General features: G+C 63.3%; 10 protein-coding genes and 1 tRNA gene. 2 read left to right on the top strand and 9 right to left on the bottom strand.

The genetic code is table 11. The annotated features are described in order from the left end of the window. Positions 1-62 precede the first annotated feature (62 nt). The gene (locus tag GX515_07330) at positions 63-1,148 is read right to left on the bottom strand and encodes a ferredoxin oxidoreductase (protein ID HHY32816.1); all 1,086 of its coding nucleotides are present in this window, start codon (positions 1,146-1,148) and stop codon (positions 63-65) included. A 456-nt stretch (positions 1,149-1,604) separates the two neighbouring features. Between GX515_07330 and GX515_07325 the strand changes: the two genes are divergently transcribed. Further along, positions 1,605-1,692: transfer RNA gene (locus GX515_07325), tRNA-Leu, on the top strand. A gap of 247 nt (positions 1,693-1,939) precedes the next feature. Here GX515_07325 and GX515_07320 read toward each other — a convergent pair. From GX515_07320 to GX515_07285, 8 genes are all read right to left on the bottom strand, one after another. Further along, entirely contained in the window at positions 1,940-2,782 is an 843-nt protein-coding gene (locus GX515_07320; GenBank protein ID HHY32815.1) for a hypothetical protein, read from the bottom strand. A 388-nt stretch (positions 2,783-3,170) separates the two neighbouring features. Then, positions 3,171-4,379 carry an FtsX-like permease family protein gene (locus tag GX515_07315; GenBank protein ID HHY32814.1) on the bottom strand — a complete coding sequence of 403 codons (1,209 nt, stop codon included), beginning with the start codon at positions 4,377-4,379 and terminating at the stop codon, positions 3,171-3,173. Then, positions 4,376-5,146 carry an ABC transporter ATP-binding protein gene (locus GX515_07310; protein ID HHY32813.1) on the bottom strand — a complete coding sequence of 257 codons (771 nt, stop codon included), beginning with the start codon at positions 5,144-5,146 and terminating at the stop codon, positions 4,376-4,378. Before GX515_07310 ends, GX515_07315 begins: the two co-directional genes overlap by 4 nt. 79 nt (positions 5,147-5,225) lie before the next feature. Further along, on the bottom strand, positions 5,226-6,761 hold the full coding sequence (locus tag GX515_07305; GenBank protein ID HHY32812.1) for an efflux RND transporter periplasmic adaptor subunit: 1,536 nt from the start codon (positions 6,759-6,761) through the stop codon (positions 5,226-5,228). After that, positions 6,758-8,320 carry a TolC family protein gene (locus GX515_07300; GenBank protein ID HHY32811.1) on the bottom strand — a complete coding sequence of 521 codons (1,563 nt, stop codon included), beginning with the start codon at positions 8,318-8,320 and terminating at the stop codon, positions 6,758-6,760. The genes GX515_07305 and GX515_07300 overlap by 4 nt, the downstream gene beginning before the upstream one ends. After that, the gene (locus tag GX515_07295; protein ID HHY32810.1) at positions 8,317-9,480 is read right to left on the bottom strand and encodes a TolC family protein; all 1,164 of its coding nucleotides are present in this window, start codon (positions 9,478-9,480) and stop codon (positions 8,317-8,319) included. Before GX515_07295 ends, GX515_07300 begins: the two co-directional genes overlap by 4 nt. A gap of 493 nt (positions 9,481-9,973) precedes the next feature. Further along, entirely contained in the window at positions 9,974-11,791 is a 1,818-nt protein-coding gene (locus tag GX515_07290; GenBank protein ID HHY32809.1) for a cell wall metabolism sensor histidine kinase WalK, read from the bottom strand. Next, positions 11,792-12,421 (bottom strand): response regulator transcription factor, encoded by a 630-nt coding sequence (locus tag GX515_07285; protein ID HHY32808.1) that lies wholly within the window; start codon positions 12,419-12,421, stop codon positions 11,792-11,794. A 661-nt stretch (positions 12,422-13,082) separates the two neighbouring features. Between GX515_07285 and tdh the strand changes: the two genes are divergently transcribed. Further along, positions 13,083-14,120: an L-threonine 3-dehydrogenase gene (gene tdh, locus GX515_07280; protein HHY32807.1), complete on the top strand. Its 1,038-nt coding sequence runs from the start codon at positions 13,083-13,085 to the stop codon at positions 14,118-14,120. Positions 14,121-14,552 lie beyond the last annotated feature (432 nt).

Here is a 14,552-nt window from a genome sequence, read left to right as displayed (position 1 = left end):
CGGGTCCGTCCAATGCGTCGGTGTGATCCAAGCGTTCCACATCCTCTTCGCCCGTCGAGGGCTCACCGATGGCCATCCTTGACGGAGTCCACGAGCTCCTCCGCGGTGATCCCAACGCCCGGCTTAAAGTAAGTTCGCACATCTATAGCCGCGCGCCCGTACAGTCCCTCGCGGACCAGGCCTGCAAGCTGACCGCACGCCGACTCTACCACGAGCAGCCAGTCAGCTTGCCGGGCAGCGTCGGCGAGCGCTGTTGCAGGAAACGGACGCAAGGTGATGGGCCTGAAGTATCCGGCCCGCACGCCCCGAGCGCGCAGCGTCTTCGCGGCCTCGCGGGCGGCTCGAGAAACGATGCCGTGGGCGACCAGTATGACGTGCGCGTCCTCGCAGCCCTCTTGCTCGAACTCAACCACGGTCGGGGCCATCTCCTCATAGTCGCGGATGTTGGGCATGAGGGCGTCGTATAGCTCCTCTTCGATGCTGAAGGTGTTCCGGAAATGCGCCGGCGGCCTGTCCTGGCCCGGGATGCCGGGTCTTCCAACGAAGGGCTCTTGGGCCGCAAGGGCGAGGCCCCTGTCCTCGGGGTTATAGAGGGTAAGGGCCTCCAACATCTTGCCTTGGTAGCCGTCGCCCAGCACGAACGTGGGGAAGCGTGTCCTCCACGCCGTGGCGAACGCCTTGATCGTGTAGTCGAAAAGGTCCTGGTGGGAGGCGGTAGAGTATACGATACGATGTCCCTCACCGTTGCCTCCGGTGCATGTGAGCCGGACCTCCTGTTGGCTGTAGATGACCGTCGCCGTGGATGGACCTCCTCTTTGCTGGATGATCCACACCACGGGGATACGCATCATCTCGGCCATGGTGATCGGCTCCTGCATGAGGATGTTGCCGGGGCCGGCCGTTGCGGAGAATGCTTTTCTCCCGGCCATGACCGCCCCGATAGTTGCGAAGCCCGCGGAGAGCTCATCCTCGGTTTGCAGAAACCCGAGGGAGTGCTCCTTGGCAAGGGCGGCCCAGGTGTGCATGATCTCGTTCTGCGGGGTGATCGGGTAGCCGCACATCATGTCAGCGCCGGCGGCAGCCGCGGCCCATGCCACAACCTCGTTCCCCGTCAGGAATCTGCGCTGTTCTCCCTCGACGAGTCTCATCGTTCGTTCTCATTTCTTCTCATGTTCCGCCAGCGCGAAATGGGTGAGCCTGGCGGCAGCAGCGTTCCAGGCGCGGCGCCAGCGGGCGGGCGGCCTCGGCGGCCCCGGTGGTGGCCCGGTTGCACCTATGGGCCGGGCGTGGCTTAGCGCCGGACCCGCGCGGTGTCTCGCCAATTAGGAGTCTGCTCGAAACGGGTGGGCCATATGCACGTGCCGGGGCACTCTCTTGCCAGTAGTCGAAGCACCGGACGCATGTGTATGGCGGCGGACGGTGAGGCGCGGCGAAAACTCCTAGCACGGTTTCTGGACGACGTGGTATAATTACGATAGGCAGTGCGGACGTAAACGCAAACCGGGGCGCCGGGGAGTGGTGGAACGCCGAGGTCGCGAGCGCCCGAGGGCGGCGCGGAGGTCCCCGGGGTTTTGGGGCGCAAGACGAAACTGAAGCACACGAGTGCCGGAGTGGCGGAACAGGCAGACGCAAGGGACTTAAAATCCCTCGGGCCCTAGGCCCATGCGGGTTCGAGCCCCGCCTCCGGCACCATTTCCATGTACCGACCTGCTGGCCCCCCTATTGAAGGTTGCCGAAGCCAACAATGGCTAACGAGATATAGCGATGGCAGCGGACTTGCCGGCCTTGCACGACGGGGCGTGGAGAATTCGGCTATCTTGCGCGCCGAATTCGAACGAGACGTGCCGCAAGCACGCCGTCCCTGGCGGGCAAGGCCGGCCCCTCCACCAGGACGGAGGTGTCCACGCATGCGCGCGCCTGCGCGTCAGCCTCCGCCGCGCTATGCCTTGATGCCCGCCTTTTTCTGGATGAAGGCCTGGAACTTCTTGTAGAAGTCCGCGAGTTTCTGGGCGTTTTCCCTTGCTGTCTTTATGAGCCTCTGCATCTCTTGCTGGCTCGGCGGACTCCATTGCCCCTGGTTTTGGTTCTGCGCCACCTGCGGGCGAGCCCCTCCCAGCCTGGGCGCCAGGCCGTAGTCCGCTGGGTTGAAGTCGAAGTTGTCGACGTACGCGAGCTGCTTCGCCGAGAGGGTCTTCTCTATGTCATCGATGGCCTGCCGGAGGGCTTCCTCCCTTGCCTGCCGCTGCTTGCGAAGCTCCTGGGCTCTCGCGCTGTCTACCTGTGACGGGCCGCCGCCCTGCCCTTGGGTTTGACCCTGTGTCTGTCCTGGCACCGGGCCTTGCCATCCAAAACGATTTCCGAACTCGAACTGGGCCGGGTCAACCTCCAGGCGGATGAGGCCTTTGTCAGCGAGCGACTTGAAGGTCGGCCAAATGTCCGCCGCCTGCTTCCGGGTCAGGGCGAGCTTCTTGTCGCGGTCCATGTCCATGATGCCGGCAAGAAGCCAAACGAGGTCCTGTTCAACGGCTTCTCTTTGCACCACCAATTGGCCGCCTCGCGTCGCCGGCGCTTGAGCCTGGACCTGGACGCCGGCTTGGGCCAGCCCCATGGCCGCGGCACGCGCGGCGGGCTCGTCGGCGATCACGCTTGCCGTGACAGCTATCATGGTCAGCGCCAGTGCCGCGAGCACCGTCTGCGCGCCCCTGGTCCCGGTTCTAGCGCTGCCCTTGCCCTTGCTACTGCTACTGCCCCTGATGTGCCTCGCGGTGCTCCAGGCCGTCACGAGCCTGCGTGCTTCGGCAGTGGAGCCGACAGCGGGGCCGGCCGGACGGGCTGGCGGCGCCCACGGTGTTCCATCCGCTCCTCGCGCGCATTCCTGTGCTCGCGCACAACGCGGCAGGTTTGCGATTCCCGCCGTTTCCGAGTCCAAGCCACGCTTCGCACGAACCATTTCGCGTTCCACTTCGCGTTCCACCTCCTCCCCAGGGAGCGAGGCCAGCCACGGATCGGGAGAATCCGGCCAGTTCAGCCGCCAACCGAACCGGCCGGATCCCCGAATTCCGCGCCCTTCTCCGCCGGCCATTACTGCCATTACTTATCACTTGCTCACAAGACCGCTGAACCTCAACGTGGGAGCTGTCAAGAGTCTCACTCGCGTTTGGTCTTCGTGCTCACTCATAGCGCAAGGCTTCAACGGGGTTCAGCCGTGCCGCCCTGCTCGCCGGGTAAATCCCGAAGAACAGGCCGACGGCAAGCGAGAAGCAGAACGGCACCAACACGGCACCGACAGAGACGGCCGACGGCCATCCGGCGACGCGCGCCGCGATCCTCGACCCTGCGATGCCGACGATGATCCCGACGACTCCCCCCACCAGGCTGAGCACGATCGACTCTATGAGGAACTGCATCAGGATATCCACGGTCCTCGCGCCGATGGCCTTGCGGAGCCCTATCTCTCTCGTTCGTTCGGTAACGGACACGAGCATTATGTTCATGACTCCGATCCCGCCGACAAGCAGGGACACGCTGGCGATGCCCGCGAGAAGCACCGTGAACACGCGCGTGACGTCCTGGGCGGCGCTGAGGACATCGGCCTGGTTTCTCACGTAGAAAGCGTCGGTGCTACCCAAGCGGGCAGCGAGGACCGCGCTTATCTCGTCATTGGCCGCGTCCATGGATTTCGCGTCCTTGGCCTGGGCGTAGATTGTGCGCACGTACTTGGTCCCGAGGAGGCGCCTCTGCGCGGTCGTTATCGGAACGTATATGGCATCGTCTATGTTGGTCATGCCGCTTTGTCCCTTGGACTCCATGACGCCGATGACCTTCAGGCGTACCTGGCCGACCTTGAGCTCCTGCCCGATGGGGTCAGCGCCTGAAAAGAGCTCGTCTACGACGCCTTGCCCCACCACGGCAACTTTCGTGGCGTACTCAACGTCTTGTTCTGTGAAGAACGAGCCCGAGGCGACGTTGAACGCCCTGACCGTCAGGTAATCCGGGGTCGTGGCCACGACCTGCGTCTGAAGGCTGCTCGTTCCGTACCTTACAGTGGTGCCTCGTGAAACCTCCGGGGCCACGGCGCTTACGGATGGGCACTCGTCGCGTATCGCCTGGACGTCGTCCATCGTGAGGACGTCCATGCTTCCGAACGCTCCCCTTATCTGTGCACCCGGCTCCCGGGTCCGGCCAGGCATGATGACGAGGAGGTTAGAGCCGAGTCGCTCTATCTGCGATGACACCTGGCGGTTTGCTCCCTCGCCGATCGCTACCATGATGACCACTGCGGCAACCCCTATGATGACCCCCAGCATCGTGAGGCCCGAACGCATCTTGTTGCTGGTGATGCCGAGGAGTGCGGTGCGGACGCTTTCGAGCAGGTTCATCCAGCCTTCACCTCCTCCTCAGGGGCGCGCCCACGCGTGAGGCCGGCGATCGACGCGTCCAGCGCCTCGTCCCGCTCCGCTATCGTCCTCGAGGCGACCGGTTCATCCGCGACTATGACGCCGTCGCGAAAGCGGACGATTCTCTTGGCGTACTGCGCAATGTCAGCATCGTGGGTGACAAGGACCACGGTGATGCCGGTGTTGTTGAGCGCCTGGAATATCGCCATGATCTCCGCGCCCGCTTTGGTGTCCAAATTCCCCGTGGGTTCGTCCGCAAGGATTATCTCTGGCCGCGTCACTAGGCTTCGCGCTATGGCGACCCTCTGTTGTTGCCCGCCCGAGAGCTCCGAAGGTTTGTGATGGAGACGCTCCGCGAGCCCCACCGCCTCAAGAGCCTTCATCGCAACGAGCCTCCGGGTGTGCCTCGGGACGCCCGCGTAAACCAGCGGCAGCTCGACGTTGGCCACAGCATCCAGCCTCGGGAGGAGGTTGAACGTCTGAAACACGAACCCTATGCGCTGGTTTCTCACGCGGGCGAGCTCAGTGTCGTTCATGTCGCTCACGAGCACCCCATCGAGGGAATAAGTCCCTTCCGTGGGCTGGTCCAGGCAACCGAGGATGTTCATGAACGTCGTCTTCCCCGAGCCAGACGGGCCCATGATAGCGACGAATTCTCCCTCGTCGATGCTGAGAGACACGCCCCGGAGCGCTTCGACCTCGACGCTGCCGAGCTTGTATGTCTTTTTTAACCCGTCAACTCTGATCACGCTCAACTCACCCCATACGTGCGCCGCCGGGACGGGTCACGGGCCGGCGCGGCCCGCGGCCCCGGCGTGCCGTTCGCGTCTATCGAGGTCCCCCCATGATGAACATTCCCGGGCCCTCCGGCATGCCACGAGTCGTGCGGTTCGAGTTCCGCTGATTGCTCGTTCCGGTAGTACCCGTGGAGGCGGCAGCAGAGCTTCTGACTGCTACCATGTCGCCCTCCGCGAGCCCCGATATGACCTCGGTTGTGGTCCCGTCAGTTATGCCGAGCTCAACCCGCTTGAAGAACGGCTCACCCTTTTCATCCAGGGTCCGCGCCATCAGGCGCCCTCGCCGCTCCTCCAGCGCCGCGTTGGGGATCGTGAGCACGTTTGTGCGGCGATCCATGACGATGTCGACGTCGGCCGTCATCCCGGGTTTCAAGGTCCTGGTGTCGTCGGTGACCTTGATGGTTACCTCGAAGTAAACCACGCTGCTGATGACCTTGCCTTGGGAAGCAACGCTTTCAACTACACCGCTAAAGACCTTGTCCGGGAGGGACTCCACCTTGACATCGGCCTGTTGGCCGACCTTAACGCTGTGGACGTCCGTCTCATCCACATTCGCCACGACCTGAAGGTACGTGAGATCCGCCACGGTCGCGAGGACGCTCGATTGTCCCACAACCTGTCCTACCTGCGCCGAGACCTGCGTGACCGTTCCATCTATGGGAGACACGACCCGCGTGAGAGCGAGGTCACGCTCTGCCGCGCTCACAGCGTTTCTGGCCTGCACTACCTGAGCCTGCGCGGTGAGGAGCTCTTGCTGGGCGCTCGTTGTATCGGCGTTGGCCTCGGCGAGGCTTAGGTTCAGCTTGGCCTGGGACACCGCCGCCTCAGCCGCCGCAAGCTCGTCAGGATCTGGCCCCGCAAGCAGCGAATCGAGCTTCTGCTGCGCCGACTTCAGCGATTCAACGGCGGTAAGATACTTGTTCTCGGCGCTCTCCAGTTGCTGCCGCGTCACCGCGCCCTGTTCGAAGAGGGTCTTGTTGCGCTCGTACTCCTTATTCGCGGCATCCACCGAGAGCTGCGCTTGGGTGACCTGGGACTTGGCCTGCTCGATGTCCTGGGTCGTTGCTCCCTCTTTGAGCTGTGCCAGCTTTGCCTCAGCGTTGAGCAGGTTTACCCTGGCCTGCTCGACAGCGAGCTGGTTCTGCGTGGGGGCGAGCTTCGCCTGCGTTTGAGCCTGTACGAGCTTCGCCTCTGCAACTGCCAGGTTATCCTTGGCTTCCTGGAGACGCTGGCGGGCATCGGTATCATCGAGAATGACGAGCTCCTGGCCCTTCCTCACAGCGTCTCCCTGTTTAATCAGGACCTGCGTGACGGTGCCGCTGACCTTGGGAGCCACCTCGTAGGTCGAACCTGCGCTTACGGTGCCCGAGGCCGTGATCTTCAGGGTGATCGACCCTCTCTGCACCGGGACAAGCCGGTACAACTGCTGCGAGCTTGCGGCACCCCGGTTACCGGCGAAGAATGCCCTATAGACGCCGTATCCCGCTATCCCCACCACGCACACGGCGACGACCATGACGACCGCTAGGCGGCGCTTGCCTTTACCTCTTGTGCGATTTGCAGTCATAGCTTCCACCCCTCATGTCCCAACAATCCCACCGCCTTGCCCAAGCGGGCCCGTGCGAGGTAGCAATCGAACAAGGCCTGGATCTGCTCGACTTTTGCGCTGGCGAGAGATTGGGTGGCGTCGATGACCTCCGCCATGACCGCCGCTCCCGCATCAAAACGCGCCTTGGTCACGCGGAGTGCTTCTTCCGCCTCGCCCACCGCTTTCCCGGCGAGCTCCAGCTTTTGCACGGCCTGCTTCAATCCCACTGCGGCCGCGTACACGTCCTCGACCACCGCCTGCTTCTGACGCTCCAGCGCGTCCTGTTGCATCTTCAAGGTCGTCTCGGCCTGCGTGAGCTTCTCGCGGGTCACTCCACCGTCCCAGAGAGACCACGACACCTCGATGCCGACGTTCGTCACCGGCTCGGACGACTTGGACCCCAGCCCGATCCCGCCGGGCGTTCCCGCCGCGGAGCGAGAGTCTTCGGCGTCCCCTTTCGAGAGCGTGAGCGTCCAGCCTGCTTGCCCTGTTGTGAGGCCGAGCGATCCAGTGGCGGTGAGGGAAACGTCCCCGGGCTTAGAGTAACTTGCGGAAAGGCCAACCGAGGGCCACAGGGCGCGCCGTGCCGTGTCCACGGCGGCGCGGGCCTTTTCCACTGACAAGCTCGCCTGTTTCACCTCACTCCGGTTTTCGAAGGCGAGCTGCACGAGTTCCTCGAGGCTCTCGTCGTTCGTCTCGACCTGGAACTCGTTGACCAGGTCGAACTCAGTCTCGGCAGGCAGACCCAAGAGCAGTGCGAGGGATCGCATCGCGGCATTGAGGTCGTCCTGTGCTTTGAGCTGGTTGAACTTCGCCTGGTCGAGCTGGCTTTCCGCCTTCATGAGGTCGAGCTTAGTCGCCACTCCGAGCGCCAACTTGGTGTTCACCTCATCCACCAGGTTGGACGCGGACTCCACCGACCCGTCGCTCAAAGACCTCATCTGCTGGGCCCTGAGCACGCCGAGGTACGCGGAGATCACGTTGAACATCGTGTTCTGTTTGGCCTTGGCAAGTTCCAGCTCTGCTTCGTCCAGGTCCATGGCGGCGAGTTGGGTGGCCGAGAGCCCGACGCTGAACGGTGCCGGGAGGACACCAGGCAGCGTCTGGCTCACCGTGACGCTTACAGACGAACTCGCGTCCGATGCCGAGTCGAGGAATGTGTTACCATAATAGCCCTGGACGGCAACTTTCGGCTGCCTGCCGCCGCTGCTCTCGCGGAGCTTGGAGCGCCCGAGCTCGAGCGCTTGCATGCTGCTGACGAGGTCCGGGTTTTGTCTGGCGGCAAGGTCGAGCGCCTCAGCCAGCGTCAAATGGACCGGTTGCGACGCTCGCGACGCTGGAGTGGACGTCGACGGCGAAGTCGACGTCGGCGTCGACGGGGACGCAGGTGCCGGCGGCGCGGCGCTGTCTGCAGCTTCGACCCACCCGGTGCCCGGCGCAGCTGGGAAGGCGGTCCCCGCCGCAATCGCAGCGAGAATGAACAAGAGCGGGAGCAAGAGCCTGGGGAGGCGCTTGACTGTCGTTCGTATGTTCGTCACGACGCGGTACCTCCGTTTTCGGCGCTCGTGGTGTTGGTGTTCCCGACGTTCGTATCACCGCAAGCCCGCCTAAACTGGGATCTTGCGACGTTGTAGTCGTATATTGCCTGGAGCGCGTCGATTTGGCTTTGAGTATACTGGTTCTGAGCGGTCAGGACGTCCAGGTTCGTGGCCATGTCCGCGTCGAAAAGCAACTGAGTCACGCGGAGGTTCTCCTTTGCCTCGTCGACCTTCTTGGCCGTGAGGTCCACCTTGGCCTCGGCCTGCTTGAGGGAGACGTATGCCTGGCGGACTGCCATGGCTATCTTGTTGCGCTGGTCCGCAAGCCTCACCCTCGCATCGTCCGCTGCGAGCTTGGCCCGCTCGTATGTGAGCCTAGGCGTGAAGTCGTTGTCTGCGAGGCTGACCTCCATGTCCGCCACATCGACGCTCGATTGCGCTTGCGCGACCTCAACGCGGTTGGCGAGAGCGAATTCAATGCTCGCCTCGAGGTCGAGGTCCCCCGTCTTCTCGTAGGAGAACTCATCGCTCAGACGGAGGACCGTCTCCGGCGCGAGCCCGATGGCCTGATTCAGCGAGACCATCGCGAGATCCCTGTTGAGCGTGGCGCTCTCGAGGCTGTTCCGCGCTGAGGCGACCTGGTTCTCCGCCCTCATCAAGTCGAGCTTGGTCGCCATGCCCACTTTCTCCTTGGCCTTCGCCACCTCGAGCTGCTTCTCTGCGAGGGTAAGCGCCTGTTCGGAGATGTCCACCAGGTGTTCGGCCTTGAGAAGAGAGTAATAAAGCTGGTCTGTGTTGAGCACGGCGTCCTGCTTGGCTATCTCGAGATTCTTCTGTGCGACGGAAAGGTTCACACGAGCCTGATAGAGTGACGTTGGAGATGGCTTTGTGAGGTTGCTGGCCTCTGCCTGCGCCAGCGCGAGCTCGGCATCCTTCACTGCGTTCGCGGCAAGGAGCACGCTTGAGCTGGATTTCAGCGCGAGCTCACGGCATTCCTGGAGGCTCACCTCCCTCACCGCGGACTGAGCGGATTGGACTGCGTCATCAGCCGCCAGCGCTGTGGGCGAAAGCACCATCACACCCGTCACAAGGGACAGCGCGAGCACAGCAACCCAATCGAGCCATAACCTGTTCTCCGAGCGACGTCTGGATAGCGACATCCTGAACCACTCCTCCCTCCAACACCCGACGTTCCATATGATGTTTTCCACGGGACTTCCCAACAATCCGCCTCAGCGGTTCGCCTATACCACGCCTGCGTCCCCGCGCCCAAAAGAGGGGGGTGCCCGGAGGCAGCCCCCGACGAACGTGAAACCTTGTTTCTGACGCGGCGTGTCTCACGGGGCATTGCGGCATTTCGGACGAGCGGATTCAGGTATCGGCCGCTCGGCCCCAAGCTCCCACCTCCTGCCATCCCGGGCCAAACCTTGTCTGGAGGCCGCGGAATTGGGTTTTCTCCCTGAGGTTGGATTCTTCACTATGTATAACGCGCGGGATGTTAAGAAATTGTGACAGAGAAAGCAACGTTTTGTGAACGCCCGTCCGCCTGGCGTGTAAACGAGCGGCGCGGTCTCGGTCTGCGACGCCGTGTCACAGAGACTGGCAGGGGTGAGGGGTGCTTGGGGAAAGGCCAGCCGTCTCCTGTACCCCCACTTAGCACCGTGCTGCGCCGTAGGCTTCGCCGGTCCCGCCCGCCTCATCCGGCGGCACCGCCGGCAGTGTGAAACTGAACGTAGAACCCTTGCCCGGCTCGCTCTCTACGGCGACCCGGCCCCCGTGGCTAGCAACTATCTGTTTGACGATGGCGAGGCCGAGGCCCGTCCCGCCCAGAGCACGCGCACGCGACTTGTCAACCCGATGGAAGCGTTCCCATATGTAAGGGAGGTCCTCGGCAGGAATGCCGGGGCCGTGGTCCTGGACGCTCACGGTGACCTCGTTGCCCGAGGACCGGGCACGGATCGCGATCACGCCCCCCGGCTGGGAGAACTGGACGGCGTTGCCCAGGAGGTTGATGAGGACCTGCTCCACTCGATCTTCGTTCGCGAGTATGAGGGGAAGATCCTCTGGAATATCCCTCTCAACCCGGAGCTTGTGCTCCTGGAGCTGCGGCGTGAGCTTGGACACCACGCGCGCCGCGACCTCAGATGCATCAACGGTATTGAGGTCCCAGCTCACCTTGCCCGACTCCATGAGCGCAAGGTCGAGCAGGTCGTGTATGAGGCGGTTCAAACGCAGGGTCTCCCTGTGCATGAGCTCGAGGTATTGGTTCCTCACGGATTCGTCGGAGATCACTCCGTCCATCATGGCCTCGAGGAAGCCCTGGATTGAAGTCAAGGGCGTGCGCAGCTCATGAGACACGTTCGCGACGAGATCGCGGCGAAGCTGCTCGAGCTGCCGAAGCTCGGTGATGTCCTGGAATACGCCGACCGCGCCGTACACTTTGCCATCGGTCTCCTTCAGCGGAGCGACATGTACGAGGACGAACGTTTTGCCATCCCCAAGCTTGTACTCGGCCGCCTCTTCCCGGCCGGACTCCAACACGCTTCCGAAGATCTCGGCCATCCCAGGGCAGGCAGAGAGGTCTTTGAGCGACAGACCGAGAAGGCCGGTGTCTTGGTATCTCAACATGCGCGCGGCAGCGGGATTGGCGAGGATCAGCTTCCCGCGGTCGTCGGTGGCCACGACTCCCTCTGACATGTTGGACAGGATGTTTTCGATCCTCAGTTTCTCCTGGTGTAGGGTGCTAATGGTTTCTTGGAGGGCGTCGGATAGATGATTGAACCTATGGGCGAGTTCGCCCAGCTCGTCCTGGGAGGTCACCTGTATCTTTTGCTCGAAATTGCCCTTGGACATCTCCAGGGTTATCCTGCTCATCTCCTTGATGGGACGGGAGATGGAGCGGGAGAAGAAATAACCGAGGACCGCCGACACAAGTATCGCGATGCCTGCGGCGTATACGATGATGCGCTCAACGGCGCTTACCGTGGCCGCGATGTCGGCGACGGGCGTAAAGAGCAGGAGCCCGCCTACCACCTGGCCCCGCGCCTTCAGGGGGACGGCCACCGAGAGCACGACCTGATTGAAGCGGGGATTATAGTCACGCCTTGAGACCACCTCTCCCTGCAGGATCCGGCGGTTTTCCTCGGTCTCGAATTGGAGGTGCGGCGGGCCAGGCAGCCGGGCCCCGCCCGCGAGTATGAACCCCCGTCGGTCTACCACGGCCATGCGCACGTTCTGGGCGTAGGCGAGGGGCCCAAGTACGCTGTCCAGCGACGCGAGGGTCTCGCCATTCTCGAGGTGCGATTCCATCAGCTCCCCGATGGCCTTGCCTCGTTGAATGAGCTGACGCTCCCTGACGGAGTAGTAGTAGCTGGCGAAAAGCTGCGACATGACGATGCCTACGGCAAGCAATGTCAGCAGCGCCACCACAAGGTACGACGTCAGGAGTTTGCCGAAAAGGCTTCTAGACATTCATTCGCCCGCCTCGAATTTGTAGCCGCGTCCCCAGACCGTCTTAATGTACGTAACGTCGCCGTCGGCGTGGAGTTTCTCGCGCAAGCGCTTGACATGTGTATCGACCGTGCGTGCGTCACCCATGTAGTCGTATCCCCAAACTTCCGCGATGAGCTGTTCGCGGCTGTACACGCGGCCCGGGTGGCACGCCAGGAACCAGAGTAGGTCGAACTCCTTGGGGGTCACGGGTATCTCCTTGTCCTTTATGGTCACCCGGTTGGCGTCGCGGTCGATCGTGAGATTGCGGTAGGTGAGCACCCGGCCACTCGCCCCGGGGCTGGCACCGGCCCTTCGCAAGACCGCCCTCACGCGGGCCACCATCTCGCGGGGGCTGAATGGCTTGGGGATGTAATCGTCCGCGCCAAGCTCCAGGCCGAGCACGCGGTCGAATTCTTCAGTCCTGGCGCTGAGCATGATTATGGGTACGTTGGAGGTCTTCTTCACCTCTTTGCATACCGTCCATCCGTCGAACTTGGGCAGCATGATGTCCAGAATGATGAGGTCGGGCGGATCGATTCTGGCTTTATTGAGGGCTTCTTCGCCGTCGCTCGCGGTTTCGACGCGGAAGCCTTCGTTCTCGAGGTACATGCGAACGAGCTCCCGCACGGACTCCTCGTCTTCAACCACGAGAATGGTGCTCACTTCCTCAACGCCTCCCGAGAGACGGCAATAACGGGTCTCTCTAATCTTCGGACAGGAGACCTGCGCTGTCAATCATCCTCAAGAATGATTATACCTACCTCTTTTCAGGATTCTATGGAGAAAGTATGTCAAAACGTTGAGCTGCTGCGCGTCCCACGCATTGCCACGTAGCGCGTAGCACACGCGGGAAGGGGCGTTGGGCGTCGGCGTGGGACGGGTCTGGGCGAGCGGCGGGCTGGCGAGCGGGGCGGGCGGGTGGGCTAGTGGGCTGGTGGGAGGGCGCTCTCGCTGCCCTTTGTCCCTTTCGGCTGCATCCTTAACGCGAAGCGAGGAGTTCCGCGCCTTGCGGCGAATAATACAAAAGGGGGCACAGACGCGGGAACGTCTGCGTCTCATCGTCCTAGCCCCTCGGGCCGTCGGAGAGGGCGTCGCCGTCCGAGGGGGCTGAACGGCAGCGGCGATGCCAGCGGGCGGCCGCGCGGCGCCTTAGGGGGCGACCGGTGGGGCGGCGATAGGAGAGCGGCGCGGTGATGTGGCGGGCGGCAAGCCGGGTCAGGTCGGTGTGCTGCCGGGTTGGCTAAGGTGTAAAAGGGAGGCGCAAAGCGTAATGACAGGGGAGATGAGGGCCGTCATCAAGCCGACCGCGGGGCCCGGGGCGGCGATGACCAGGGTGCCGATCCCGGGCGTGGGTCCGAGGGATGTGCTCGTGAAGGTGAAGGCCACCGCTATATGCGGCACGGACATTCATATCTATAACTGGGATCCATGGTCGCAGTCAAGGATCCATCCCCCGAGGGTCTTCGGCCACGAGTTCTGCGGCGAGGTGGTCGAAGTCGGGCCGCAAGTAAGGTCCACCGCCCCGGGGGATTTCGTTTCCGCCGAGACCCACATCACGTGCGGGGTATGCTTTCACTGCCGCACCGGGAAAGGCCATATCTGCCAGAACGTCCAGATCATAGGCGTCGACAGGGACGGGTGCTTCGCCGAATACGTGGTAGTGCCCGAAGAAAACGTGTGGAAGGTCGCGCCTGACGTGCCGATCGAGATCGCGGCGATCCACGATCCCCTGGGGAACGCTGTGCACACGGTCTTCTCGGCGGACGTGGCGGCGGCCACGGTTGCCATCGTTGGGGTGGGTCCCATAGGCCTGTGCGCGATCCCCATAGCCCGCATGGCGGGGGCGACTCGCGTCTTCGTCGCGGATGTCAACGAGTGCCGACTGGACCTCGCGAGGAAGCTCGGAGCAGACCTCGTCATCAACTCCCGGCGCGAAGATCCCGTGAGGGCGATGACCGAAGCTACTGACGGGATGGGCGTGGACGTGGTGCTCGAGATGTCGGGCCATCCCGACGGCATCAGGCAGGGTCTTGCGGCGCTGCGAAAAGGCGGGCAGATGAGCCTCTTGGGGTTGCCGTCTCGGCCGGTCGAGATAGACCTCGCGGACGGCGTGATATTCAAGGGCGCTACCCTCAAGGGCATCTCTGGTCGTGAGATGTTCGCAACCTGGTACAGGGTGGCGGCCCTGCTGAGGGCGGGCCTCGACGTTTCGCCCGTCATCACCCACAGGTTCCCGCTGGACGAATTCGAGCAAGCCATGGAGCTTGCACGCTCAGGGAATTGCGGCAAGATCGTGCTCTTCCCCTGACGCGAGTAGCGTAGCATGGCGCGAGGTGCGTTGCACCTTGCACTTGCTTGGCGCCCGGCGCGTGACACGTGGCGGGCGGCGGGCGGTGCGGGGACTCCAGTGCGGCGCGGTGGGTTCTGGTCCGGCGGGGTGAGGGCGAACAGCCGAACAGAGCGCGGGTGCGGTGGCGCCCTGGCGACACTAAGGTCGCAACGTGCCAATGGTGCCATGGCGGTCCCGTTATGGTGACGCGGACGGGTGACAGCGCAGATGAGATTACGGGCAGTCTCAATGGCGTATCCGAATAACCTAATCGGAGGGAGGGAACGCCGCAGACCCTGAAGCCGGAAGCGCGACACGCAAAGCAGCTGCGCGGAGCGAGGCCGTCGGCGCAGGGCGGGGCCGAGCCGGGTGCCGGGCGCCGGGCGGCCCGCGTCGGGTCAGGTGGTGCCG

The sequence above is a fragment of the Bacillota bacterium genome (assembly GCA_012842395.1).
GTDB lineage: Bacteria > Bacillota > SHA-98 > UBA4971 > UBA4971 > UBA6256.
This window is presented reverse-complemented; position numbering and strand designations above follow the sequence as displayed.

Bases quoted from the DNA above. Each gene is read 5' to 3' on its own strand.
- GX515_07315 (HHY32814.1), bottom strand. From the start codon at position 4,379: ATGAACCTGCTCGAAAGCGTCCGCACCGCACTCCTCGGCATCACCAGC.
- GX515_07290 (HHY32809.1), bottom strand. From the start codon at position 11,791: ATGTCTAGAAGCCTTTTCGGCAAACTCCTGACGTCGTACCTTGTGGTG.
- GX515_07330 (HHY32816.1), bottom strand. From the start codon at position 1,148: ATGAGACTCGTCGAGGGAGAACAGCGCAGATTCCTGACGGGGAACGAG.
- GX515_07285 (HHY32808.1), bottom strand. From the start codon at position 12,421: ATGTACCTCGAGAACGAAGGCTTCCGCGTCGAAACCGCGAGCGACGGC.
- tdh (HHY32807.1), top strand. From the start codon at position 13,083: ATGACAGGGGAGATGAGGGCCGTCATCAAGCCGACCGCGGGGCCCGGG.
- GX515_07295 (HHY32810.1), bottom strand. From the start codon at position 9,480: ATGTCGCTATCCAGACGTCGCTCGGAGAACAGGTTATGGCTCGATTGG.
- GX515_07305 (HHY32812.1), bottom strand. From the start codon at position 6,761: ATGACTGCAAATCGCACAAGAGGTAAAGGCAAGCGCCGCCTAGCGGTC.